This window comes from Salinimicrobium terrae DSM 17865, assembly GCF_000424665.1.
GTDB classification, from domain to species: Bacteria; Bacteroidota; Bacteroidia; order Flavobacteriales; family Flavobacteriaceae; genus Salinimicrobium; species Salinimicrobium terrae.
This window is the reverse complement of record NZ_KE384222.1, coordinates 97,143-121,219: the sequence shown is the minus strand read 5'-3', so window position 1 is coordinate 121,219 and position 24,077 is coordinate 97,143. Positions and strand designations below refer to the sequence as shown.

Genomic DNA, 24,077 nt, shown 5'->3' with positions numbered 1-24,077 from the left:
TAAAATACGAATTATATAAGGGTTATTTCAATGAGAAATGTCAGAAAATATAATAATTACAACCTATAATGTAGACCAAGGTTATAATTATAAAACTTTCCAATAGTCAACATGGAACTTATTAGAAAATTACCTGCCTTATAATTGAATCCTAAATCACCTTTAAATTCTACTTCATTCTTTTTTAAACCTTCCAAAGCTTTATTTATTTCACCAAGAGCTATTCCACCACCCCCTAAAACATAATCAATCGAGGAATCTGTGACACCTAAAGCTCCAAAAACTTCCCAATTTGAATTAACGATTTCTTTTGAAGAAATTAACTGCAACAGCCAAAAATCTGCGTCTACCTCTATGTCTTCCATCCGGGCAACTAAAAATGTTTCGCCTAAAAACTCATAATCTACTACAACAGGTGTAAAAGCATAATTAACATCATAATTGCTATAAGAAGCCAATATAGAAAACTGAAAATCTGTAGGTCTGGAATTGACAAAATATTGATTGAAGTTATGTTTTAAACCCAATCCCAAGGTGCTGAACCTTACATCACCAACAGTTACCTGAGGCGAGAATCTTACGATAAGATCCGTACCCAACGGAAGACCAACTGCAGCCTGGACAAAAGGGTGAGCCAAAACTTTCTTTTGCACCCCATCAATTGCATCAAACTCAAAACTTTCTCCGAAAAAAGAGCCTTCAAAGACCACATTTGTTTGCTCCCCAAGTGCAGAAGGAATATTTGCTGTCTCTGCGCCTCTAATATTAAAACTACTGAATTCACTTCCTGATACCGAAATGGTCCGTTTACTTTCGGGAACAAACAGTACATTGGCTTGAACAGAGAAATCAACCTGCCATGGTTCCAGACTTTGCGCGGAAACAAACCATCCGCTACTGGACATGTAGGCAGAACCCTCTGCAGCCGGCGAAGCAAATTTATCCGCAAGTATAAGCATGTCGTTCACAAAAATAGAGATTTTATCTTGTTGGGCAGACTGAGCAGAGGAATTGATGGACAAAGAAAACACCCAAAGAATTGCCGCTCCTGAAAGTACTTTTTTCAATGTAAATTATTTAAGGTTAAAGTCAGCTAAAAATAACAAAAAAAGCATAACAACATCAGGAGATTCCTACAATCAAAAAAGCCCCGCATTTCTGCAAGGCTTTAGTAAATTTCTATAAGGCTATTTACGCATCAATATTTGCATAAACTGCATTCTTTTCAATGAACTCACGACGCGGCGGCACCTCATCTCCCATTAACATAGAGAAGATCCTGTCGGCCTCCCCTGTGTTGTCAATGGTTACCTGACGAAGGGTTCGGAATTCAGGGTTCATAGTGGTATCCCATAACTGCTCTGCATTCATCTCTCCGAGACCCTTGTAACGCTGCACACTCACACCTCCACTAAAGGAATTGGCGATTTCATCACGCTCTTTATTGGACCATGCGTAGCGTTTTTTGCTGCCTTTTTTAATAAGATAAAGCGGCGGAGTCGCAATAAATATGTGGCCTGCTTCGATCAATTCTTTCATGTATCTAAAGAAGAAGGTAAGTATAAGAGTGGCAATATGACTGCCATCAACATCGGCATCACACATGATCACTACCTTATGATATCGCAATTTTGAAAGGTTAAGAGCTTTGCTGTCTTCTTCTGTTCCTATAGTGACTCCGAGAGCAGTATAAATATTCTTGATCTCCTCGTTTTCAAAAACTTTATGGCTCATCGCTTTTTCAACATTCAGGATCTTACCTCTTAGCGGAAGAATAGCCTGGAAATGACGGTCACGACCTTGTTTGGCCGTTCCTCCCGCCGAGTCCCCCTCTACAAGAAACACTTCACTTTCGTGTGGATCCTGCGAAGCACAATCTGACAGCTTTCCGGGTAATCCACCCCCGCTCATCACAGTCTTACGTTGCACCATTTCACGAGCTTTTTTAGCAGCGTGCCGTGCCTGTGCAGCAAGAATTACTTTTTGAACAATCGTTTTTGCATCGTTTGGATTTTCTTCGAGATAGTTTTCTAACATCTCTGATACCGCCTGCGAAACCGCGGCAGTAACTTCCCTGTTTCCTAGTTTTGTTTTTGTTTGACCTTCAAATTGAGGTTCCTGAACTTTAACCGAAACGATCGCTGTCAATCCCTCTCTAAAATCATCTCCGGAGATTTCAAACTTCAGCTTATCGAGTAATCCAGATGCATCGGCATACTTCTTCAAGGTAGTCGTCAACCCCCTTCTGAAACCAGCCAGGTGAGTACCTCCTTCATGGGTATTAATATTATTAACGTAGGAGTGAAGATTCTCGTTAAAGGAGGTGTTGTACACCATCGCAACTTCTACAGGAATATCATTCTTTTCGCCCTCAATTGCAATAACTTCACTAATAATTGGCTCTCTGGTTCCGTCAAGAAACTTGATAAATTCCTTTAATCCTTCTTCGGAATGAAAAACTTCAGAAACAAATTCTCCTTTGTCGTCTTTTTCTCTTCTGTCTGTAAGCGTGATGGTAATCCCTTTATTCAGAAATGAAAGTTCACGCATCCTGCTCGCCAGAGTATCGTAATTGTACTCAATGGTTTGCTGAAAAATAGTTGGATCTGGCCGAAATGTTACAATAGTACCATTGAGATCTGTAGTGCCTACGGATTTCACAGGATACATTGGCTTCCCTCTTTCATACTCCTGCTCCCAGATAGTACCATCGCGATACACTGTTGCCTTAAGATGATCGGAGAGTGCGTTTACACAACTCACCCCAACCCCGTGAAGACCTCCTGAAACCTTATAGGAATCCTTATCAAATTTCCCTCCCGCACCAATTTTGGTCATTACAACCTCAAGTGCAGACACTCCTTCTTTTTTATGCAAATCTACAGGGATACCACGACCGTTATCCTCTGTAGTAATAGAATTATCTTCGTTTATGGTGACTTTAATAACGTCACAGTGTCCCGCCAACGCTTCATCAATAGAATTGTCTACCACCTCATAAACCAGGTGATGCAAGCCTCTCACCCCAGTATCTCCAATATACATGGAAGGTCGCATACGAACATGCTCCATCCCCTCCAGCGCCTGGATACTGTCAGCCGAATAACTGCTTCTTTTAACCTCTTCGCTCATACTTAAATTCGTTAAAATTTTATCAATTTCTATAACGAACAAATATACCAAAAACATACCTGTAATTCCACTTCTCCCTCTGTTAAAGCCCTTAAGTTATCAACAATTTATGTGGAAAAATCCTCTCCTGTAGTTATTTGAAGAAAGTTGAATAATAAATAGTTATACCCTATTGAACTCACAAAATTCCACCATTCCTGTTTTTTAAAAATAGAAATCCTGAATAGAATTTCATCAGGCTTATTGACAAAATTAAATGCTCTTTAAGTTATAATTTTCCAGACTAGAACCATTAGGAAACCTTACAGTTTTCTTTCTTAATTTTTAACGGTAAATAAAGAAAACCTTAACTAAATATTGTCCTGCAAGGGCTATATTTAGAACATTAATTAAAAATCTTAAAAATGAAGAAATTTCTTATAATGTTCGCAGTGATTTCCGGGTCATTTTCTACCCAATTATCTGCTCAGGATCAAACCGAAACTCTAAAAGATAATGATGGGCCTAACTTCTCGAAGCTGGATGTTAGTCCTATGGATGTTGCTTTATTTAGGGGTGAGAACAATGAACCTATGGCCAGAGTACTTTATAGCCGTCCTCAGACCCGGGATAGAGAGGTTTTTGGAAAGCTTGTACCATATGGCGAGGTATGGAGAACAGGAGCTAATGAGGCTACAGAAATTACCTTGTATGAAGATTTAATGGTAGGAGACAAAACGATTAAACAAGGAACCTATACCCTTTATACAGTTCCCGGAGAAAAAGAATGGACGATTATACTTAATAACAGTACCAATGTTTGGGGCGCTTATGACTATCACGTAGAACAGGATGTCGCACGTATCACAGTACCGGTAAGAAAATCACCTGTACCTATTGATGCACTTTCCATGAGCTTTGCAGAAAGTAATGATGGAGCAGATCTCTTCATTGGATGGGATGACCAATACGTTAAAGTGCCATTTAAGGAGAAGATGTAATATATTGCTAAGACTAAAAAAAACGCCCTTTTAAGAGGGCGTTTTTTTTATGGGATATTTAAATATTTATGGGTTTGAAGGGAGACCTTCCATTTGGGATTCTGCATGACGTACTCCACAATAAGTGGAATTATTTTCTCCCGTTTGCTCCATTCCGGTTGCAAGTAGAGAATACAGGTTTTATTGACTTTCGCCGCCTGTTCTTCTGCGAATATCAAATCATGTTTATTAAAAACAATCACCTTCAGTTCATTCGCCACGTCATAGATCTCTGCGGTGGGAAGTTTAATTTTCTTGGGAGAAAGACATATCCAGTCCCAGGCCCCTGTAAGTGGATAAGCTCCCGAAGTTTCAATATGAATTTTAGCGTCTTTTTCCTTTAGACCCCTGGTAAGCGGCTCCATATTCCAGGTGAGCGGCTCCCCTCCTGTTACTACCACCGTTTTACTGCTCTTCACGGCATTTTCAACAATAGTCTCTACTCCAGTAGGAGGATGCAATTTAGCATTCCAGCTTTCTTTGACATCACACCAATGGCAACCCACATCGCAGCCGCCCACTCTTATAAAATAAGCAGCAGTTCCTTTGTGAAACCCTTCGCCCTGTATTGTATAGAATTCTTCCATTAGCGGCAGCATCTTTCCCTGCTCCACCAATTTGTTCATTTCCTTCTCATTCATAAGCGGCAAAGGTAATCAAAAACGAACACCTCAGATTATCGAAATTTCGAATCATTCTGGCCCAAAAAATTGAAACAGAAATCATCTTCACCCTCAAAAAACATTCTTTATTCGATTCTATTTCAAAATAAGAGCATTATCAATTTGCAGATCCTCTTCATCTAATTTTATGACGAAGCCATTTATAATAGCATATCCCAGTTCCCCGCCTTTTTCAAGAAAAAAAGTAGGGTTCACTCCTATCTCTAATTTTTCAGGAATTTGATATTTCGCCCCTACAATCTGGATTGGGTACTTTGTAAAATCCTGGTCCTCCTTTAAATCTTTAACTTTCACATAGGCTATTCCACGGGAAAGTAGATCCTGGAAATCCAGGTTGGCAAGAGCTTCAAGATTAGTCATCATTTCAGAATGAACTTTCCCGGGTATTAAGGTATATCCGGAAACATCCAGGGTTTCATATCCAAAATTGGTAGAGAGATCTCCCTGGTCTGCTATTCGGCTGCGGTAGTAGAATCCTTTTTCAGCTTTTGCAGGCACTTCAGCCCGATTGATACCCAAGTCAAGAATATAATTCTCTCCTAAAAGTTCATAATTTAATCCGGTCAATTTGAGATCGAATAGTTTACTATCATTTTCTGGAATTTTTTGATAATCTGAAATGTCGGCCGATAGATAATCTTCATCAGAAATTGAAAAAAGTGCTGCCAAAATCGCGGAAAAATTTAATTTTCGGATTACTTGTTTCTCAGGATCATCTGGGTAACCTCCCGATTCAACCAGAATTGTACTCGTACCCCACTTCTGTATATTATCCCCAAACGCTCTTGGTTCGAAATCATCATTGTATTTGGCTATTTTCCCTGGAATACTCGTTTGAAGCTGCTCATTCATTTGCACAATCACCTTCATCGCATTTCCCCGCACTTCATTAATGTCTTTTTCGTAGTTGTAGGCTGGCGCCAGGAAAGAAATTGTGGCGGGATGGTAGCTTCCTTCAGCATTGTAATACCGACTCTGGTCATGTAGGTTAAACCCAAAATCAGCTTCAAGACTGTCTCTCACTCTTTTAAGAGTTTTCCCTTCGGGAGACTGTAATCGCAGTGCATCACGGTTTACATCTATTCCCAAAGCATTCCTCCTTTCGAATCCCTCAGCACCATCGGGATTAAGCATTGGAAGAAAATGCAGCCTGAGTTCACTCAATATTTCCTTTTTTTCTTCAGAAAAAGAATCATCGGTCAAAAAATTCAACAGGTCAAAAATAGCCATTGTCGCAGTAGATTCATCCCCGTGCATTTGCGACCACAGAAAAACGTCTGTTTTACCCGCACCCATACTCAAGAGCATTAGATCGCGTCCTTCTATGGATTCTCCCACCTTCCGGACATCAACAGCAGGATGATCCTCCCATTTTGCAATCAAAGGCTGAAGATCACTGTAGGTAAACCTCCGGTCCTGCAAAGAGGTTTCTTTATAATCTTCGTAGTTCTCTAAAATTTTAGTAATAACCTCTTCCTCCTGTGATAAAGTCCATAAGGAGTTAAAAAGAAACAGGACAAGAAATGCTATTTTTGAATATCTATATTTCATATTTCATCATTTTTTTGAGGAACAGGTTTAAAATCAAGATGCTTTATAGCTGCCCTTATTTTTTGCATGAATTCTTCTCCGGGATCAAACTTTGTCGTACGATAACCTTCATCTTTCTCAAGCCAAAGTTCATGATCTTCAAAATTTTGATATTCGTGATGACCAATGACATATTCTATATCATATTTCGATTTTAAATATTTGATTAACCAAATATTTGACTTTAGCTGAGCTTTAGTAAGCGGTGTTTCCTCTGTGCCACCCACGTTCTCTACTCCCAGAGCAACATGATTCAACCCTATAACATGCCGTCCCATCATAGTTTCGGGCATCAACCGGAGGATGGTTCCATCTCTGTCTACCAAAAATTGCGTGGAAACATTCAAACTTCCTGCCCCGGAAATTTCTGTTCGACTACTAGGGAGACGCGGATTTTTAAAAGCCTTAAATGACTTCTCCAACGTTGGAATAGCTGTCCAATGCAACACGATCATCTTAGGTATAATACGCGGCTCTTCCTGTTCCAGACCATAATGTTCTTTCATGTACTGCACACTGAGCTCTTTCCTGTCTTCATTAAAAATTATCGGTCTATCAATTATCCTATTATTAATTTTTCTGGCAGAACCACAGGAGGAAAGACAAATAAACAATAAAAAGAAAAGCGTGATTTTTTTCATAACATCGGGTAATAAAAAATCTCCCAACAAGATCGGGAGATTTTTTTAAAAGCCATTTAAAAAATTTCTATTCGTCCCAGAAAATCGGATCTGTAAGAGAAACATCTGGTACGTTCCTTCCATTCCTACTTATTTCTGAATCGGGATAACCAAGGCGTCTTATTAATTCTCCGTCCAGATCAGGGTTAAGATTAACAGGAGGCGTAAAACCTTCATATTGGTAATCAAACCTTCGCGCGTCTACCCAAGCTTCAGGATGAAGGAACAAAGCGATAAATTTCTGTCTAAAAATATCTGCCAATTCAAGATCGGCAGCACCTACGCTTACACCCGGGCTATTAATATATTCCTGAATTTCATCTGAAGGCACACCCACTTTTCTCATATGCGCTCTAATACCTTCAAGATATGCTTCGTAAGCTCTGGTATTATCTACGTAGAATGCAGCTTCAGCTTCAATGAACTTTTGCTCCGCGTAAGAAGCTATTACCAGTGGGGATAAGGGAGAGGAATAAAAATCTTCGGGTGTGAGTGTCGATCTTGCACCAGCGGCAGCCGCATCTCCTCTTCCTGCACCATTTACCACTCCTATGTATTCGCCGTCATCAGTTTCTCCTACCAGTAGCGGTAACCTTGGATCGAATACGTCAAATGTTGTACCATCAAGCGCCTTAATAAAATGCTCTGAGATCCAACCTCCCAGAAGTAGATTTTCGTTATTTATTGCAACCTGAGCCCAGGGATTAAATCGCTCTGAAAAATAAATTATCTGAGCATCATCATCATTGCTTTCGAAACCTTCCTCTACCGCAGCCAAAATTGCAGTTGGATCATAGGCATCTGTTTTGCTAAGATGATTGAGATATCTTGCCTTAAGCATGTTTCCAAATTTTATCCATTTTTCCACATCGCCCTGGTAAATGAAGTCATCACTTCCCATTAGGAAGGTAGATTCCTCTTGTAAATTAAAAAGTCCATCGTTTAAAAGTCTGATGACCTCAGTATATAACACCTCATCATCATCATAGGCCGGTGTAATGGTTTCAAAATCAAATGCTTCGCTGTATGGCACACTACCAAATGCATCTACGGTCATTCCAAGGTTTAAAGCCGTCATGATCTGTGCTGAACCTGTGTAGTGGCTTGCACCTAGTTCTTCTGACTTAATAATAAGATCCTGAAGATCTGTCATGACATTGTACAAGTTAAACCACGTGTTTCCATGGCTTACGTTTTCCATAATGTCTGAAGTACTCGCTTCATTGGGAGAGGCCAATTGTTGCACATAGTTTGAAGTAATATCTCCCAGTCTAAATGTATTCTGTGCTGTCTCCAATGTAGTATTCACAAGAAGTCCGCTGATCGGGGCCTCTGTTGGGTTATTAGGATCAACATTTATGTCCAGATAATCATCGCATGAGGTAAAGCTTAGAACCAGCCCCATGAAAAAAGAAAGCTTAAATATTCTATTAATGTTTTTCATAGTCATTTTTTTTTAAAAACCTAAATTAACTGTAAAGAAGTAACTTTTGACACCCGGATATCCTAATCCTGTAAAGCCTACAGCATTACCACCCGCTCCTGCACTAAAAGATTCAGGATCGAAACCATCCCAGGGAGTGTATAAAATAATATTATTGGCAGCTAAGGAAATCCTGGCTGATCGCAATGGAAGACCATCCAGAAGACCCTCGGCAAAATTATAGCCCAAGGTGATATTCCTTAATTTAACATATGAAGCATCATGAATAAAATTTTCACTCACTCTTCGATAGGTATTTCTGTAAAAACCGGCTCCATAATTTCTGCCATCTGGACCTTCCCCCTGTCCCAGGAACACCTCCTGAGTATTGGGACTTCCATCTGCCAGCACTCCATCAAATACGATAGTTTCATTACGATTCAATGTATATTCAGGAATACCAAAAGCCGAGAAGAAGTTATCGTATTGGCTATACTGCTCCACTCCTGTTCTGAAATCCACGAGAAAGGAAAGGTTAAAATCTTTATAACCAAATTCATTTCGTAATCCTCCAACCCATTCAGGAGTGACATTACCAAGGATTAGCTGTTCACTGTTTATCACCGGGAAACCATTGGGTCCAATTACGATAGGAAGATCTTCATTAAGGAAAAGTGCATCCTCATCAGCTCCAAATCTTTCATAACTGGTTCCAAAAAGATTTCCATAAGCCTCTCCTTCAATTAATTTCATGGTTACAGAACTTCCTCCATATCCAAACTGGCTACCCAATACTATTTCGTCTATTCCTTCCCGAATACTAATAATTTCGTTATTATTTCGAGCAACATTAAAACCTATAGTCCATTCAAAATCTTCAGTACGGATCGGGGTTCCTGTTAATTTAAGTTCAATCCCTCTATTCTCTATCTCTCCTGCATTTGTAACGAATGTGGAAAAACCGGTAGCATCAGACACCGGTACAGGTATTATTTGATCTCTACTATTGGTTTTATACCAGGTAAAGTCTATTCCCAATCTATTCTCAAAAAACCGAAGATCTGTACCTACTTCAATAGAAGTTGTTTCTTCAGGTTTTAGCTCTGGATCTCCATATCTACTAAACCTCGTAAAGCCCACTTGCCCTCGCAGAGGGTAGATTCCCGGAGCAGTATAAGTCTGTCCGATCAAATATGGATCTGTGTCTTTACCAACTTCTGCCCATGAAGCCCGGAACTTTCCAAAAGTGAAATAATCCGGCGCTTCAAAGGCTTCAGTGAAAACGAAACTTAGGTTCACAGAAGGATAGAAGAAGGAATTACCACCAATGGGCAAAGTGGAGGTCCAGTCGTTTCTACCTGTAAAGTTCAGAAACAACATATCATCGTAATTTATCATGAGATCTCCATATAATCCAACAAGCCTCTTCTTTCGTAAATCCTGGTAGGTTGAAATCTGATTAACGTAACTTAGATCGTATAAACCGGGGATAACAAAATCCTCTCCGGTGCTATTTAGCAGTCCAAAATTTCGTTCAAAAATGTCATTCCCCAAAAGTAAAGTAGTTGTGAACTTCTCTGTCCAGTCACGATTTAGCTGTATGTAAAAGTTGGAATTAATATCCCTGCTTTCTATTCTTGTTTCACTAATAAAGCCCGTACTACTTAAAGGCCTTTCCCCTTCTATCCCCAATGGTCCAGGAGTAATTTCAGTTCTACTATCTGTATAGTAATCTGTCCCGATAAGGTAGTTGATGTCTATCCATTCCCAGGGTTCATATATAAATTTAAAATTCCCGGTTGTGCGGTTCACCTCATCTTCGAAGGTACTAAATCTTGCATCATAAATAGGGTTGGTATTACCGTAGGTCTTCATAGTTCCATCGGGATTGATGTAATCTAATACGTCATGATTTGGAGCCCAATAAACCATTCTTTCCATGAAGCGGTCGTGAGGAACTCTGTCTCCACCAGATATCGTGTAGCTGATATTACCTTCAAACCTAAATTTATCACTCATGACCGCCGTTCCATTTAATCTTGCCGTAGTTCTTCCCCATGTGCTGAAGGGCATAACTCCCTCATGATCAAAATTACTGAGAGAGCCGTAGAAGGTAACATTTTCACTACCTCCTGATATATTAATACTATTATCGTATTGCACACCGGTACGAAGAGCGTCTCTCCAAATGTCATGAAAGACAACATCTGGATCTATAGCATTAATTTCTTCCATAGATGGTCCCCAGTTAGGCCAGAAGGAATCTGCATCATAGTCACCTGAAAAACCTTGCCCGTAAACTTCCTGAAAATTAGGAAAACGATTTACTTCCTCGAAACCAATGGAACTATTAATATTTACTCTTACTTCCCCAGCCCGACCACTTTTGGTTGTAATAATTACGGCTCCATTAGCAGCCCGAACTCCATAAAGAGCTGTTGCCGCTGCTCCTTTAAGGATACTCATGGAGGCAATATCATTAGGATTAATATCTGCAGCCCTGTTAGAGAGACCTCGCGGAGTACCCGAAGATTCTATGGTTGAATTACTGATAGGTACACCATCGATAACAAACAACGGCTGATTATCAGCATTAGGATCCAGAGAGTTTACTCCCCTTATCAGAATTCTGGCACTTTGTCCCGGGGCACCACCTGAATTAGTTACCTGCACTCCGGCCACCTGTCCCTGCAACGCACTCACGACGTTTTGTTGCTTTGTTTCGGTGATGGCTTCTGCATTTATCTCTTCCACTGCATAACCTAATGCCTTTTTTTCCTGTTTAATACCGAACGAAGTGACTATCACCTCATCAAGGCTTTCCAAATCCACCTCTAAAGGAACATTTATAACCTCCTGTCCCGCAACCACAATTCTTCTCGTTCCGAAACCGATAGAGGAAAAAACGAGTGTTTCTCCTTCCTCAACCGATAGGCTATATTCCCCATCCAAATCTGTTACGGTACCTTCATTGGTCCCTTCGATAATTACATTCACTCCAGGCAGTGGCATTCCACTGCTAGCATCAGTTACGGTTCCTGTTATAACTCTTTCCTGCCCCAAAATTTCGGTAAATTGAAACAGAATCAGGAATAAGACCATGAAATTAACTTTCCTTTTCATTATTGGTTATTTAATTAGTTTTGGATAAAAGCTGTTACTTTAAAAGCGCTATTGCAATCTAACAAAAATTTAATAATGTAGGCGAAAAATAACAATTTACTCTAAATTTATCTTAAATTAAACCCCTCACATTATTTACATATGCAGAATAAAAAGGCAAAAATTACCCTACCTCCCTCTAACCTATTTTATATTTTAATCTCATTCTGTTTTTTATTCAGTTCTTGTTCGTCTACCAAGAAACTGACCATGGAGACAGAAGAATTTTTACAAAAGACAAATGCCTTTGATACTGGTTTTCAGGGTTTTGTTTTATATGACCCTGAAAAGGAAGAAATTATATACGATCACAATGGTGACAAGTATTTCACTCCTGCGTCCAACACTAAACTTTTCACATTTTACACAGGATTGAAAATTTTAGGAGATTCAATTCCTGCCTTAAAATATACTATTCATCATGATTCCCTCGTCTTTTGGGGAACCGGAGACCCTTCTTTTCTGCACAAAGAATTTGAGGAATCTAATGTGCTTTCTTTTCTTCAGGACAGACAAGAACATTTATTTTATGCAGCACCAAAGTATAGCGAAGAACATTTCGGACCAGGTTGGTCGTGGGATGATTATAACTGGTACTATTCCGCAGAAAGAGGAGCTTTTCCAATGTATGGAAATACCGTAAATTTTAAGTTTGATCCTGGTGAAAACCAACCGGGAATCTTGCCAACTCATTTCAAAGATTCTCTTATAGCCAATTCCGGCTATACTGGAAAATCATCTACAGCATACAGGGATAGATCTAAAAACAGGTTCCTCTATAAACATCAAATTGGAAATGAAGAGGAAGAGCAGGAAGTTCCTTTTATTTATTCTGAAAATCTTGTTGTAGAACTATTAAGAGACACTTTAAATAAAGAAATAGAAAAAATTAGAGAAGTGCCAGATCATTTTCCTCCAGCCAAAACTATTTACAGCATTCCCAGTGATAGCTTATACAAAAGAATGCTTCAGGTAAGCGATAATTTTATTGCCGAGCAACTCCTTATGATGAGCGCCCAACAAATCTCTGATTCTCTAAAAGCTGAAAATGCCATTCAGTTTATGAAAAAAAATCATTTACAGGATTTACCTGATGAACCAATTTGGGTAGACGGTTCAGGATTGTCCAATTACAACAAGTTCACCCCCAGGTCAGTTGTAAAACTGCTCGAAAAAATTCAGGAAGAAGTGCCTATGGACCGCCTGTTTGAACTTTTGCCTGCAGGCGGGGAGTCGGGAACGATTAAAAATTGGTACAAAGCAGAAGAGCCTTACATATTTGCGAAAACAGGTACTTTGAGCAATGCTCATATGCTCAGCGGTTTTCTGCGGACTAAAGAAGGAAAGGTTTTGATTTTCAGTTTTATGAATAACAATTATACCGTTCCATCGTCAGAAATTAAAAGAGGCATGGAGAAAATTTTGCGGAATATTTACCTCAATTACTGAGTGGGAAAAGGAAATTAACGTCCCTTAGGGCAAAATACAGTCATCACTTCTCAAAACAAGTATAAGAATGAAAAAACGTTTAATCATTAACCTCATCCTGGCAGTCCTCTGCACCTCTTTTTCAAGTCTTAGTCAAACTTTTAGCATGAAAGAGGTTGCAATGTTTCCTTTTCCATCAGAATTAACCTCTTCACCAACTGAAAATCAAATTGCATGGGCAATGAACGAACAAGGAAAAAGAAATGTTTTCCTGGCTTCCGGACCCGATTATGTGCCAGAGCAGATTACCAGTTTTAATTCAGATGATGGACAGGAAATTAGTAGCTTCCAGTTCAGTCCTGATGGTAAATTTCTTCTTTTTGTTCGGGGAGGAGATCATGGAGGAGGAAATGCAGAGAGACCGGTGAATCCATTACACAAGCCGATTCCGCCCGAAGTAGGAATATGGAAGATCAACCTGGAAGACAAAAAAACCGAATATATTGGTGAAGGGGATCGCCCGACAATTGGGAAACCTCATCAAGTGGCTTTCTTAAGAAATGGAGATGTTTGGACTGCCGATTTAGCATCAGAAAATACTCCGGAAAAAACAATGGCGATAAAAGGAGATGTTCATTCTCTCACATATTCTCCTGATGGTTCAAGTCTGGCCTTTGTTGCTGATAGAGAGGACCATTCATTTATTGGCATTTATGAGGACTCGAATATCCGATGGATAAACCCGGGATTTCATCATGATCGAAGCCCTCGATGGTCCACAGATGGAAGAAAAATTGCATTTGTAAGAACCTCTGGAGGAGAGGGCGCAGAATTGCCTCTTTTGGAACAGCGACACAGACCATGGGAAATATGGATAACCGATTTAGAAAATGGAGAAAGTCTTAAAAGATGGAAAGCTCCGGAAACTTTACGCGGCTCCATACCCACAGTTCATGGAGGTTTTAATCTTAACTGGGCGGCAGAAGATCGTTTAGTATTTCTTTCTTATGAAGATGGTTGGCCGCACCTCTATTCCATGGATGCAGAATTGGGAGAGCCCATGCTTCTGACTCCGGGACCTTATCATGTAGAACATGTCAATATGAGCCCAGACCGTAAATCTTTGGTTTTTTCAGCCAATGCAGGACCTATGCCCGAGGATATTGACCGACGGCATATTGGAATAGTTCCTGTCGCGGGAGGGGATGTAACATGGAAAACAACAGGTACAGGAATTGAAGCTTATCCGGTATTTACAGGGGATCAGGACGCACTGGCCTTTTTAAGCGCCACTGCAAAAAGGCCTCTGTTACCTACAATTTTGAAGGAAGGAAACATGCGCGTTTTAGCTAAAGAATCCATTCCACAAGACTTTCCTCAGGAAGAATTAGTGGAACCTCAACATGTGACTTTCCGTGCTCCTGATGGAACACTTGTTTACGGCCAGTTATTCCAGACAGATACAGGACCTGCAGAAAAACCGGGAGTGGTATTTGTTCATGGGGGACCACAACGGCAGATGCTGTTAGGCTGGAGCTACATGGATTATTACTCCAACACTTATGCCATCAACCAATTTCTGGCTAACGCGGGTTTTGTAGTTCTTTCCGTAAACTATCGTCTGGGAATTGGATATGGACATGATTTTCACAAGCCCGACAACACTTATTATAAAGGTGCAGCAGAATATCAGGACATCAAGGCAGCCGGAGAATATTTAGCCGGGTTACCTGAAGTAGACGCTGAAAGAATCGGAATTTATGGAGGATCCTATGGCGGCTACCTGACCGCCCTTGCTTTGGGTAAAGATTCGGATCTTTTTAAAGTAGGAGTAGATATTCACGGTGTCCATGATTTTGAAAACCGATACGACCTTCCTGAAGGATATGAGGTTGCTCCCGACTATGAAGAGGCTAAAAAAATTGCATGGGAATCTTCTCCTCTTGCTTATCTGGATAGTTGGAAGTCACCGGTCTTACTCATTCATGGTGATGATGATCGCAATGTGCATGTAAGCCATACTACAAACCTTGTGAGACGACTGGAAGAGAAAGAAATCCCTCATGATTTTATGATGATTCCCAATGAAACACATCACTGGATGAAATTTTCTAACATGGTAAAAGTAGATCAGGCTATAACAGATTTTTTAATTCGTAATTTAAAAGAATAAATTAACCCATTTGACATCTTGCTTTACTTTACTTCAAGAGTAGCAAAATATTCCTGAGCGCGTAACGCCGCAATCTTTGCCTGCTCTTCTTTCCCCAGAATATAAAGTATTTCGGCTCTTCTCATATGGCTTTCCGCTGCAACGAAAGAATCGGGAAAAGAACGGGCAGACCGGGTGAATAGATCATACGCCTTTTCTAAATTTTGAGAATTACCGCTCTTCATTAGCTCTTTCGCCTGCTTACAATCCTGATACCAGGATAGAGCCTGCTCTGTGAGCCTTTCAGCTTCCTGAAAAGTATCAAACGGAGGCAAATCTACTAATGAATTTTTCTCAAGAATAGGTAATCTGTCTTCTTTGAAAAATGCCTCTATTGCAGCCAAATAAGCTAAGGCTTCTTTTCTATTGTGAACCGGATCCTTTAATAACTTTTCTTCGGAAGGATTAGTGAAAAATGAAGCTTCTGCTATAACTCCGGGAATACCATACGTATTTCTAAGGACCGCAGTTCCTGAATTTGAAAAAATAGTATAATCTGAAGCTATACTTACCGGAGTAGAGGGTTCAAAGAAATTATTAAGAAGTGCATCGGCAATTTTCCTGGCTAATAGGACACTGGCTTTATTTTCTGAGGTATTTCCGTGGAAATAAATAATCGGGAAATTAACCTCTGGATCAGCTGTGGCATTATGATGAATAGACAGAAACAAATCTGCCTCATTTTCTTTGGCGAGTTCGGCACGTTTTGACAACAAAACATTCTCGTCAGATACCCGCGACATGATCACCCTGGCACCACGAGCTTCCAAAAGATTCTGTAAAATTAATGCAACCCTTAAATTTATCCATTCCTCCCTTTCACCAGTTGGTCCGACCCGGAATTTATCTGTAAGCGCCGTACCACCGTGTCCCGCATCCAGAATAATTGTCTTTCCAGCTAAACCACTATCCTGGCTTTGGGAGTAAAAGGGAAAAGACAAAGCAATAAGGAGCAACAAAAACAGGAATTTCATAATATAAACGGTAAAATTTTATTTTTTTATCTTGATGAAACGGAATATAATTTCCTTATAAATATAATTAATTTAATTTGGCCTTGGTTTAAGGTGACGTTTAACCGATTAAATTCAAAAGAGACTAAACAATGGAAAGAAGAAAATTCCTTCGCAACATGGGCATTGGAAGCATGGCTCTGCCATTAAGTGCCTTTGGAAATCCCATATCAACTAATTTCATTCACATTTCTAAAGATATAATAGTTCCCGAGGCTTTGCAGCAAGGGGACACTATCGGTATCATAAGCCCTGCGGGAGCCATTTACGAATCTGAACCTTATGAAATTGCCATAGAATCTATGGAAGCTCTTGGGCTAAAGGTTAAGTTGGGTGAATTTGTTCGTACGCGATATGGTCATCTCGCAGGTACAGACCAGCAGCGTGCACAGGAATTTAACGACATGTGGAGAGACCCTGAAGTCGATGCGATAATATGTCTTAGAGGCGGCTCAGGGGCAGCCAGGATATTACCACTGCTGGATTACGAGACAATAAAGAAGAACCCAAAAATATTCATTGGCTATAGTGATATTACTGCCTTGCATCTTGCGATTTATAAAAAAACTGGTTTGGTAACTTTTCATGGTCCTTTGGCAACCTCCACCTGGAATATTTTTGCTGTTGAACACTTTAAAGATCTCCTTTTTGAAGCTGAGGCTGTACAATACTCCAATCCTGTCGACAAAGGCGGACTGCTAACTCAAACCAAGAACCGCATAAGGACAATCGCTCCCGGAACGGCAACCGGAGAATTGCTGGGTGGCAACCTCTCGGTCCTCACCGGACTTATGGGAACTCCGTATTTTCCTACCGACTGGCGGGGGAAAATCCTGTACCTGGAAGACGTAGGTGAAAGAATCTATGCGGTAGACAGAATGATGTCCCAGCTGCAACTGGGTGGTGTTTTTGATCAAATAAGCGGTTTTATCTTCGGGAAATGCAGCGATTGTGAACCGGGTGGAGCCGGTGGTTATGGCTCTTTGACCATTGAAGAGGTTTTAGATCATTATTTAGAAACTAAAAATATACCGGCATTTTCGGGAACTATGATTGGCCACATTAGCGATAACTTCACTATTCCTAATGGTATACGGGCCGCTATGGACGCCAATGAAGGAACTTTCAGACTGCTCAACCCGGCTGTTGAATAAATTCAAATGATTTGAAAGTTAGGAATCCCTCACAATTCTTACTTTTATAAAAACTTTAAAGGTGTTCAATAAACAGCATTTTACAGAACTTTTATCGTCCGGCTATCAAACAAAAGGAGAATTTATCTATTTAGGTGCTGCCATGCACCAGGGAGAAGTCTATCCAGAAGCTGCAGTTAAAATTCCCCTGAAGACCCTGAACCGCCACGGTCTTATTGCCGGTGCTACGGGAACAGGCAAATCCAAGACTTTGCAAATTCTTGCTGAAAACCTTTCAAAAAAGGGAGTTCCGGTGTTGCTTATGGACGTAAAAGGAGACATGAGCGGTTTATTTAAACCTTCAGCCGGAGAAGCCTTTATCCTGTCTCGCCATGACAAATTAAACTTTCCTTTTGAAGCAACTGGTTCCCCGGTGGAGATCCTTAGCCTTTCCGAAGAGAATGGAGTGAGGTTACGGGCGACAGTGACTGAATTTGGTCCTGTTCTGCTCTCCAGGATCCTTGAACTTTCTCCTGCACAAAGCGGAATAATGTCGGTCATTTTTAAATACTGTGATGATAAGCATCTCCCACTTCTGGATCTTAAAGATCTTAAGAAGATTCTGCAATACTCCACAGAAGACGGGAAAGAGGAATTTGAAAAGTCCTACGGAAGAATTTCAGCTGCATCAACCGGAGCTATTCTACGAAATATTGTAACTCTTGAACAACAGGGTGCATACCTCTTTTTTGGCGAGCGATCCTTTGAGGTTGAGGATTTATTACGAAAGAACAGCGACGGCCGTGGCTATATCAATATTTTACGATTAACAGATATCCAGGATCGCCCAAAGCTTTTTTCAACATTTATGCTGAGTTTACTGGCGGAGATCTACAACAGTTTTCCTGAACAGGGAGACAGCGACAAGCCTAGACTTGTGTTATTTATAGATGAGGCGCATCTTATTTTTGATCAGGCTTCAGATGCTTTACTGAACCAGATTGAAAGTATTGTCAAGTTAATTAGATCAAAAGGCGTAGGTTTATTTTTTGTCACTCAAAATCCTGCCGATGTTCCTGCAGATGTGCTGGGACAACTGGGGTTAAAAGTACAGCACGCACTTCGCGCATTTACCGCTAAAGACAGAAAAGCAATTAAGCTGGCTGCAGAAAATTATCCTGTTTCAGATTTTTACGATACCAAAGATGAACTCACGACGTTAGGAATTGGGGAAGCGCTGGTTACAGCTCTTGATGAAAAAGGAAGACCTACTCCGCTTGCGGCAACAATGTTAAGGGCACCAATGAGTCGAATGGATATCCTGAGCGAAGAAGAATTACAGGATCTAATTGACAATTCAACACTTAAAGAAAAGTACAACCATAATATTGATCGTGAAAGTGCCTACGAGATCCTGACCCAAAAAATTGAGAGGGCAGATCGGGAAAGAGCAAAAGAAAAAGCCGAAGAGGAGAGGAAGAAGATAGAAAAAACCAGCTCCCGAAGACGCACCAGCTCAGCTGGCGATTCACAAAAAGCTGTAATTAAGGTTCTCACCAGCGCTACTTTTATAAGAGGTGTGATGGGAGTACTCAATAAACTTTTAAAATAATTACTTCATAATCATGCGAAAAAGCATTTTATCTTTACTTATTATCACTACAGGTGTCCTTGTTTCATGTGAAAAAGAACAGGATCCTTTTCTAATAAGCGCCAATAGCATTGGCGGGTTAACCAGTGATATTAGAATTAATCAACTTGATTCTATTTTTGCCGAAGATTCGATTGTGAAACAGGTGAGCAACAGCGAATTATATCGAAAAAGCAATGAAATTGAAGTTTTCGATAAGGAAGGTAATAAGCTTCTCCTCATTGAACCTGTACAGGCTTTTGATTCAACTAGCACAATAGGTTTTGTCCAGGTGCTTGATCCACGGTATAAAACTGCAAGAGGTCTTGGTAAAGAAAGTACTTTTAAAGAAATTGTTGAAAACTACAACATTTCGAGGATAGAGAACACCTTAAGTGCAGCCGTGATTTTCATTGATGAATTAAATATATACGTGACTGTTGATAAAAAGCAACTGCCGGTAGAACTACGGTATGATACGCAAACCCGAATACAGGCTTCACAAATCCCCGATGATGCGAAGATTAATTATTTTATGATCGATTGGGATTAATCCTTAAAATTTTTCCATGTCTTCTGAAAATCTTACCCGTTTAAATAAATATCTGAGTGAAGTAGGCTACTGCTCCCGAAGAAAGGCCGACACACTCATTGAACAGGGAAGAGTGACGATAAACGGTGAAATACCAGAAATGGGGACAAAAGTAAGTCCCAACGATGAGGTGCGCGTCAATGGAAAACTTATAGTCCCACCAAAAAAGGACAATGTCTACCTCGCCTTCAATAAACCTATAGGAATTGTTTGCACTACCAATCCCGCCGAAAAAAAAAACATAGTAGACTATATCAATTTTCCCACCCGAATCTTTCCCATAGGGCGCCTGGACAAACCCAGCGAAGGATTGATTTTACTCACAGATGATGGTGATATTGTAAATAAAATTTTAAGAGCCCGAAATAATCATGAAAAAGAATACATAGTTACAGTCGATAGAATTATTACGCCAGATTTCATTCAAAGAATGTCTTCGGGAATTCCCATTTTAGAGACTGTAACCCGTGAATGTGAAGTAGAACAACTAAGCAAATTTGTTTTCAGGATCGTTCTTACCCAGGGTCTGAACAGGCAAATACGCCGTATGTGCGAATATCTCGGTTATGAAGTAGTAAAGCTTAAGCGAGTAAGGATCATGAATATCAAATTGGATGTGGAAATTGGACAGTATCGACATCTTACCAAAGAAGAACTCGAGCAACTCGATAGGTTAACGAGTGAATCTGTAAAGACAAAAGAGGCCTCTTTAAATGACAATTCACCAGCTACTGCATTAAGGACGGAAAAAACAGAACCAAAAGAGAGAACGAAAAAAAAACCATATCACAAACAGAAGTCCCGGAAAAACTCAAGAAACAGGGAATCTTAACAGAGAATTAAGCAAATATTTGGCTGTATCTGCTTATTTTTAATAAAAAAATATGCCAGATAACAGAATCAAGAACGAAGACCAATACGAAGCTTTACGAGATAAGGGAGCCAGTAAAGAAAAGGCTGCCAGGATTGCTAATTCATCAAACTCCGGCGAGAAGGGTGGTAAAGGAGAAAAGTACGAAGACCGCAGTAAAGAGGATCTTTACAAGAAAGCAAAGGAAGTAGGAATTGAAGGCCGGTCAAAAATGAGCAAGAAAGAATTGATCAACGCCTTACGAAACCACTAGAAAATGCAAAAAATCCAACCTTTTCACCTTGCGATACCTGTTAACAATTTGGAAGAAGCCCGGAAGTTCTATAGAAATACTTTAGGCTGCGAAGAAGGAAGAAGCAGTGATCACTGGGTAGATTTTAACTTTTTTGGACATCAACTGGTGATCCACTACAAGGCAGCTTCCGAAGGTAGAGATGCAGGCAGTAATCCTGTAGATGGCAAAGATGTACCAATTCCTCATTTTGGTGTAGTCCTCGATTGGGATACCTTTCAGTCTTTTTCACAAGAGTTAGCCAACAAGAACATTTCCTTTGTAATTGAACCTTATATTCGCTTTGAAGGACAAGTTGGAGAACAGGCCACTATGTTTTTTAAAGACCCAAGTGGCAATGCTCTCGAATTCAAAGCCTTTAAAAATATAAATCAATTATTCGCGAAATAATTACCTGATAAATGAACAGATTGAAACCATCTTTAGTACGGCAACTGTTCGTACTACTCCTCATTATATTCCTTTTGGTTTTGATCTTTCGGGAGGTCCTACCTTATCTTTCCGGAATTCTTGGCGCCATTACTCTGTATGTTATCATGAGAAAGCCGATGGGCTGGATGGTTCGGAGGGGCTGGAAACCAATAATATCTGCAGCTACTCTCATGTTCCTTTCTTTTGTGGGTATCTTGGTTCCCATCACTCTAACAGCGATCATGCTTACTGCCAAAATTGGAAAAGCTGTTGCCAATTCCGAAATGGTCCTGCAGGCAGTAAAGGATCAGGTAAATGAAGCTGAAATTTACGTTGGCTACGACCTTAGCCAGAGCATTGATTCTTCCAGGGTTACGAATTGGCTGTCAAACAATTTACAATCTCTGGGCGCAGGAACTTTCCAGGCTTTTATAGCTATAAGTATTATGTATTTCCTGTTGTTCTACATGTTGATGAACAGGGATAAGTTGAAGGACCTGGTGATCTCGTATATTCCTCTTGGAAAAGATAATCTTGAAATACTTGGGCATGAAGGAGATGAAATGGTCAAATCCAATGCGTTGGGAATCCCTCTTGTTGCTTTTTTTCAGGGAATTGTAGCGCTAATCGGTTACCTTATTGCCGGAGTACCCGACCCTCTATTCTGGTTTGTGATCACCGGGATTGGAGCAATGGTTCCATTTATTGGGACAGCTATAGGAATTGTCCCTGTAACTATTTTACTCTATTCAATGGGTATGGAATGGCAGGCCATTTTTATAATCATCTACGGAATGGTTATAGTTAATATTACGGACAATATCCTGCGCCTCTATATATTGAACCGATTGGCAAGTGTCCACCCTTTGATCACCCTCTTCGGGGTAATAGTGGGTGTACCTCTTTTCGGGTTTATTGGTTTAATATTCGGGCCTTTGCTCGTATCCCTGTTTTTGCTTATCTTAAAGATATATAAGCACGAATACGGAAAAACAGAAAATAAACTTTAACACTAAAAAATTAATGCTATGCTAGAGAATGTAAAAAAGAAGATCAACAAAGATTATTTAAAATCTGAGATCTCGAATGTAGACGACGGAGATCTTGATATGGTAATGAAGAACAGAAAAGCCATTGATAAAAAGATGAATAGTTCGGGGATGAAAAAGTATGCCGAATTAGGCAAACTTATGTTCGGAATGCTCAAAGATTATAAGAAAGGAAATTACACCCACGCCCCGTGGTTTACCATTGCAGCAATAGGCTTAACACTAATCTATGTATTCAATCCATTAGATATGGTACCCGATTTCTTACCGGGAGTAGGTTACGTAGACGATTTCGCACTTTTTACAATAGCTGTACGCTTCATAGAGTCCGATTTACACGCCTATCTCGATTGGAAGATTGAAGAAGCTAAAGGTCTAAGTTCCTGAAACTAATCTTTTAATTCCATTTTTCTGCTGCGGTGAGTTTCCCTGGCCAGTAAAGTATTCTTTAAAAGCATAGCTATGGTCATGGGACCCACACCGCCGGGAACGGGAGTAATATAGCTCACCTTTTTTGAGACATTTTCAAAATCCACGTCTCCGGAGATTCTGTACCCTTTAGGTTTGGAATCGTCCGGTACGCGGGTAATTCCAACATCAATAACCACGGCGTCATCCTTGACCATTTCGGCTTTCAGGAAATTAGGAATTCCCACTGCAATGATTATAATGTCTGCCTGCGAAGTTATCTGAGTGATGTTCTTAGTGAATTCGTGAGTTAAGGTTACCGTCGAATTCCCCGGAAAGCCCTGTCTGCCCATCAGGATGCTCATTGGTCTTCCAACAATATAACTTCTTCCAATTACAACAGTGTGCTTTCCCTTTGTGGGAATATCATAACGTTCCAGCATTTCAAGGATGCCGAAAGGAGTTGCCGGAATAAAGGAGGTCATATCAAGGGACATCTTTCCAAAATTGGTGGGGTGGAAACCATCCACATCTTTGTCGGGGCTTACAGCCAAAAGAACCTTTTGAGTGTTAATTTGTGGCGGTAGGGGCAATTGTACTATAAACCCGTCAATATCATCATTATTGTTTAGCTCCTCAATTTTTGCCAGCAGCTCCAACTCACTTGTATTAGAGGACATACGGTATTCAGATGATTCGAATCCTACCCTTTTACACGCATTAACCTTGGCGTTTACATAGGTTAAACTTGCGCCATCGCTTCCAACAATAATGGCAGCTAAATGCGGGACCTTCTCCCCACGCTTTTTCATTTTTTGTACTTCCAGGGCAATTTCTTCCTGGATATCGTTGCTTAATTTTTTACCGTCGAGGAGAGTCATTCTTAGTGTGCAGTTATTAGTGAGCAGTTAGCAGTCTTTAACGCCAAACTTCCCGGGATTAATGATCATGAAATTAATTAATCTTCCAACCTGCAGGGATTGGTCCTGCAAATCTTCATGTTTTTGTTTGGAGATATATTCACAGGCAAGAGCAAAATCGAGCCACAATTGAGTTTCGGAATTTTCACTGTCTGCATCGGTTAATTTACTCCTGAAATGTTTCAAGTAATCTCCTTTACGATATGCTTCTGAAACTGTTGCACAAACACTTCTGGAGGATCTAACAATCTGGTTGGTTAGGGCAAATCTTTCTTCTACCGGAAATGATTTTGTAAGATGAAAAATCTCCATAGCCAGAGCAAAAGCTTTTTGATATGCCATTAATGATTTAAAACTCATCTGGTAATTCTACAGAGTTTAACTAAAAATGCTTTTACAACTGCCTACTTTGCACTGCCTACTGCTAAC

21 protein-coding genes are annotated in these 24,077 nt (G+C 40.1%); 11 read left to right on the top strand and 10 right to left on the bottom strand.

Annotated features, from left to right (window positions below):
- Positions 1–56 precede the first annotated feature (56 nt).
- Together H148_RS0114935 and gyrB are read right to left on the bottom strand one after the other, a co-directional pair.
- A complete protein-coding gene (locus tag H148_RS0114935) occupies positions 57–1,067 on the bottom strand; it encodes a DUF6588 family protein (RefSeq protein ID WP_037325436.1) in 1,011 nt (336 codons plus the stop codon).
- Positions 1,068–1,191: 124 nt separating this feature from the next.
- Positions 1,192–3,132, bottom strand: a complete 1,941-nt coding sequence (gene gyrB, locus H148_RS0114930; RefSeq protein ID WP_029035518.1) for a DNA topoisomerase (ATP-hydrolyzing) subunit B — start codon at positions 3,130–3,132, stop codon at positions 1,192–1,194.
- A gap of 404 nt (positions 3,133–3,536) precedes the next feature.
- Between gyrB and H148_RS0114925 the strand changes: the two genes are divergently transcribed.
- Complete coding sequence (locus tag H148_RS0114925; RefSeq protein ID WP_029035517.1) at positions 3,537–4,112, top strand: DUF2911 domain-containing protein; 576 nt, start codon at positions 3,537–3,539, stop codon at positions 4,110–4,112.
- A gap of 47 nt (positions 4,113–4,159) precedes the next feature.
- On the opposite strand, the gene H148_RS0114920 is transcribed toward H148_RS0114925, so the two are convergent.
- The 5 genes from H148_RS0114920 to H148_RS0114900 form a co-directional block, all read right to left on the bottom strand.
- The gene (locus H148_RS0114920) at positions 4,160–4,792 is read right to left on the bottom strand and encodes a 7-carboxy-7-deazaguanine synthase QueE (RefSeq protein ID WP_029035516.1); all 633 of its coding nucleotides are present in this window, start codon (positions 4,790–4,792) and stop codon (positions 4,160–4,162) included.
- Between the two features lie 117 nt (positions 4,793–4,909).
- Positions 4,910–6,385, bottom strand: coding sequence for a M14 family metallopeptidase (locus tag H148_RS0114915; protein WP_029035515.1), 1,476 nt, complete (start codon positions 6,383–6,385; stop codon positions 4,910–4,912).
- The gene (locus H148_RS0114910; protein WP_037325485.1) at positions 6,382–7,065 is read right to left on the bottom strand and encodes a peptidoglycan recognition protein family protein; all 684 of its coding nucleotides are present in this window, start codon (positions 7,063–7,065) and stop codon (positions 6,382–6,384) included. The genes H148_RS0114915 and H148_RS0114910 overlap by 4 nt, the downstream gene beginning before the upstream one ends.
- 67 nt (positions 7,066–7,132) lie before the next feature.
- Positions 7,133–8,548, bottom strand: a complete 1,416-nt coding sequence (locus H148_RS0114905; RefSeq protein WP_029035513.1) for a SusD/RagB family nutrient-binding outer membrane lipoprotein — start codon at positions 8,546–8,548, stop codon at positions 7,133–7,135.
- 12 nt (positions 8,549–8,560) lie between these two features.
- Entirely contained in the window at positions 8,561–11,650 is a 3,090-nt protein-coding gene (locus H148_RS0114900; RefSeq protein ID WP_029035512.1) for a SusC/RagA family TonB-linked outer membrane protein, read from the bottom strand.
- A gap of 249 nt (positions 11,651–11,899) precedes the next feature.
- Here H148_RS0114900 and H148_RS0114895 point away from each other — a divergent pair, with 249 nt between their 5' ends.
- A complete protein-coding gene (locus H148_RS0114895) occupies positions 11,900–13,138 on the top strand; it encodes a D-alanyl-D-alanine carboxypeptidase/D-alanyl-D-alanine-endopeptidase (RefSeq protein ID WP_245583436.1) in 1,239 nt (412 codons plus the stop codon).
- A 67-nt stretch (positions 13,139–13,205) separates the two neighbouring features.
- On the top strand, positions 13,206–15,290 hold the full coding sequence (locus tag H148_RS0114890; RefSeq protein ID WP_029035510.1) for a S9 family peptidase: 2,085 nt from the start codon (positions 13,206–13,208) through the stop codon (positions 15,288–15,290).
- 23 nt (positions 15,291–15,313) lie between these two features.
- Here H148_RS0114890 and H148_RS0114885 read toward each other — a convergent pair whose 3' ends face one another.
- Positions 15,314–16,303, bottom strand: coding sequence for an N-acetylmuramoyl-L-alanine amidase (locus tag H148_RS0114885; RefSeq protein WP_029035509.1), 990 nt, complete (start codon positions 16,301–16,303; stop codon positions 15,314–15,316).
- Between the two features lie 131 nt (positions 16,304–16,434).
- Between H148_RS0114885 and H148_RS0114880 the strand changes: the two genes are divergently transcribed.
- The 8 genes from H148_RS0114880 (at position 16,435) to H148_RS0114845 (ending at position 22,707) form a co-directional block, all read left to right on the top strand.
- Positions 16,435–17,496 carry a S66 peptidase family protein gene (locus H148_RS0114880; RefSeq protein ID WP_029035508.1) on the top strand — a complete coding sequence of 354 codons (1,062 nt, stop codon included), beginning with the start codon at positions 16,435–16,437 and terminating at the stop codon, positions 17,494–17,496.
- A gap of 61 nt (positions 17,497–17,557) precedes the next feature.
- Positions 17,558–19,087 carry a helicase HerA-like domain-containing protein gene (locus H148_RS0114875; protein ID WP_029035507.1) on the top strand — a complete coding sequence of 510 codons (1,530 nt, stop codon included), beginning with the start codon at positions 17,558–17,560 and terminating at the stop codon, positions 19,085–19,087.
- A gap of 13 nt (positions 19,088–19,100) precedes the next feature.
- On the top strand, positions 19,101–19,658 hold the full coding sequence (locus tag H148_RS0114870) for a hypothetical protein (RefSeq protein ID WP_029035506.1): 558 nt from the start codon (positions 19,101–19,103) through the stop codon (positions 19,656–19,658).
- Positions 19,659–19,674: 16 nt separating this feature from the next.
- Positions 19,675–20,529: a 23S rRNA pseudouridine(2604) synthase RluF gene (gene rluF, locus H148_RS0114865; RefSeq protein ID WP_029035505.1), complete on the top strand. Its 855-nt coding sequence runs from the start codon at positions 19,675–19,677 to the stop codon at positions 20,527–20,529.
- A gap of 52 nt (positions 20,530–20,581) precedes the next feature.
- Positions 20,582–20,821, top strand: coding sequence for a DUF7218 family protein (locus H148_RS0114860; protein WP_029035504.1), 240 nt, complete (start codon positions 20,582–20,584; stop codon positions 20,819–20,821).
- Between the two features lie 3 nt (positions 20,822–20,824).
- On the top strand, positions 20,825–21,250 hold the full coding sequence (locus H148_RS0114855; RefSeq protein ID WP_029035503.1) for a VOC family protein: 426 nt from the start codon (positions 20,825–20,827) through the stop codon (positions 21,248–21,250).
- 11 nt (positions 21,251–21,261) lie between these two features.
- Positions 21,262–22,281: an AI-2E family transporter gene (locus H148_RS0114850; protein ID WP_029035502.1), complete on the top strand. Its 1,020-nt coding sequence runs from the start codon at positions 21,262–21,264 to the stop codon at positions 22,279–22,281.
- Positions 22,282–22,299: 18 nt separating this feature from the next.
- The gene (locus H148_RS0114845; protein ID WP_029035501.1) at positions 22,300–22,707 is read left to right on the top strand and encodes a YkvA family protein; all 408 of its coding nucleotides are present in this window, start codon (positions 22,300–22,302) and stop codon (positions 22,705–22,707) included.
- Between the two features lie 2 nt (positions 22,708–22,709).
- On the opposite strand, the gene H148_RS0114840 is transcribed toward H148_RS0114845, so the two are convergent.
- Both H148_RS0114840 and H148_RS0114835 read right to left on the bottom strand, forming a co-directional pair.
- The gene (locus H148_RS0114840; RefSeq protein WP_029035500.1) at positions 22,710–23,609 is read right to left on the bottom strand and encodes a bifunctional 5,10-methylenetetrahydrofolate dehydrogenase/5,10-methenyltetrahydrofolate cyclohydrolase; all 900 of its coding nucleotides are present in this window, start codon (positions 23,607–23,609) and stop codon (positions 22,710–22,712) included.
- Positions 23,610–23,636: 27 nt separating this feature from the next.
- Positions 23,637–24,008 (bottom strand): four helix bundle protein, encoded by a 372-nt coding sequence (locus H148_RS0114835; RefSeq protein ID WP_029035499.1) that lies wholly within the window; start codon positions 24,006–24,008, stop codon positions 23,637–23,639.
- Positions 24,009–24,077: the final 69 nt, after the last annotated feature.

Excerpts from the sequence above, each read along its gene's own strand:
- H148_RS0114890 (WP_029035510.1), top strand. The coding sequence starts at position 13,206 with ATGAAAAAACGTTTAATCATTAACCTCATCCTGGCAGTCCTCTGCACC.
- H148_RS0114905 (WP_029035513.1), bottom strand. The coding sequence starts at position 8,548 with ATGAAAAACATTAATAGAATATTTAAGCTTTCTTTTTTCATGGGGCTG.
- H148_RS0114925 (WP_029035517.1), top strand. The coding sequence starts at position 3,537 with ATGAAGAAATTTCTTATAATGTTCGCAGTGATTTCCGGGTCATTTTCT.
- H148_RS0114880 (WP_029035508.1), top strand. The coding sequence starts at position 16,435 with ATGGAAAGAAGAAAATTCCTTCGCAACATGGGCATTGGAAGCATGGCT.
- H148_RS0114870 (WP_029035506.1), top strand. The coding sequence starts at position 19,101 with ATGCGAAAAAGCATTTTATCTTTACTTATTATCACTACAGGTGTCCTT.
- gyrB (WP_029035518.1), bottom strand. The coding sequence starts at position 3,132 with ATGAGCGAAGAGGTTAAAAGAAGCAGTTATTCGGCTGACAGTATCCAG.
- H148_RS0114850 (WP_029035502.1), top strand. The coding sequence starts at position 21,262 with ATGAACAGATTGAAACCATCTTTAGTACGGCAACTGTTCGTACTACTC.
- H148_RS0114835 (WP_029035499.1), bottom strand. The coding sequence starts at position 24,008 with ATGAGTTTTAAATCATTAATGGCATATCAAAAAGCTTTTGCTCTGGCT.
- H148_RS0114910 (WP_037325485.1), bottom strand. The coding sequence starts at position 7,065 with ATGAAAAAAATCACGCTTTTCTTTTTATTGTTTATTTGTCTTTCCTCC.
- rluF (WP_029035505.1), top strand. The coding sequence starts at position 19,675 with ATGTCTTCTGAAAATCTTACCCGTTTAAATAAATATCTGAGTGAAGTA.
- H148_RS0114855 (WP_029035503.1), top strand. The coding sequence starts at position 20,825 with ATGCAAAAAATCCAACCTTTTCACCTTGCGATACCTGTTAACAATTTG.
- H148_RS0114885 (WP_029035509.1), bottom strand. The coding sequence starts at position 16,303 with ATGAAATTCCTGTTTTTGTTGCTCCTTATTGCTTTGTCTTTTCCCTTT.
- H148_RS0114840 (WP_029035500.1), bottom strand. The coding sequence starts at position 23,609 with ATGACTCTCCTCGACGGTAAAAAATTAAGCAACGATATCCAGGAAGAA.
- H148_RS0114860 (WP_029035504.1), top strand. The coding sequence starts at position 20,582 with ATGCCAGATAACAGAATCAAGAACGAAGACCAATACGAAGCTTTACGA.
- H148_RS0114915 (WP_029035515.1), bottom strand. The coding sequence starts at position 6,385 with ATGAAATATAGATATTCAAAAATAGCATTTCTTGTCCTGTTTCTTTTT.
- H148_RS0114845 (WP_029035501.1), top strand. The coding sequence starts at position 22,300 with ATGCTAGAGAATGTAAAAAAGAAGATCAACAAAGATTATTTAAAATCT.
- H148_RS0114900 (WP_029035512.1), bottom strand. The coding sequence starts at position 11,650 with ATGAAAAGGAAAGTTAATTTCATGGTCTTATTCCTGATTCTGTTTCAA.
- H148_RS0114895 (WP_245583436.1), top strand. The coding sequence starts at position 11,900 with ATGGAGACAGAAGAATTTTTACAAAAGACAAATGCCTTTGATACTGGT.
- H148_RS0114920 (WP_029035516.1), bottom strand. The coding sequence starts at position 4,792 with ATGAATGAGAAGGAAATGAACAAATTGGTGGAGCAGGGAAAGATGCTG.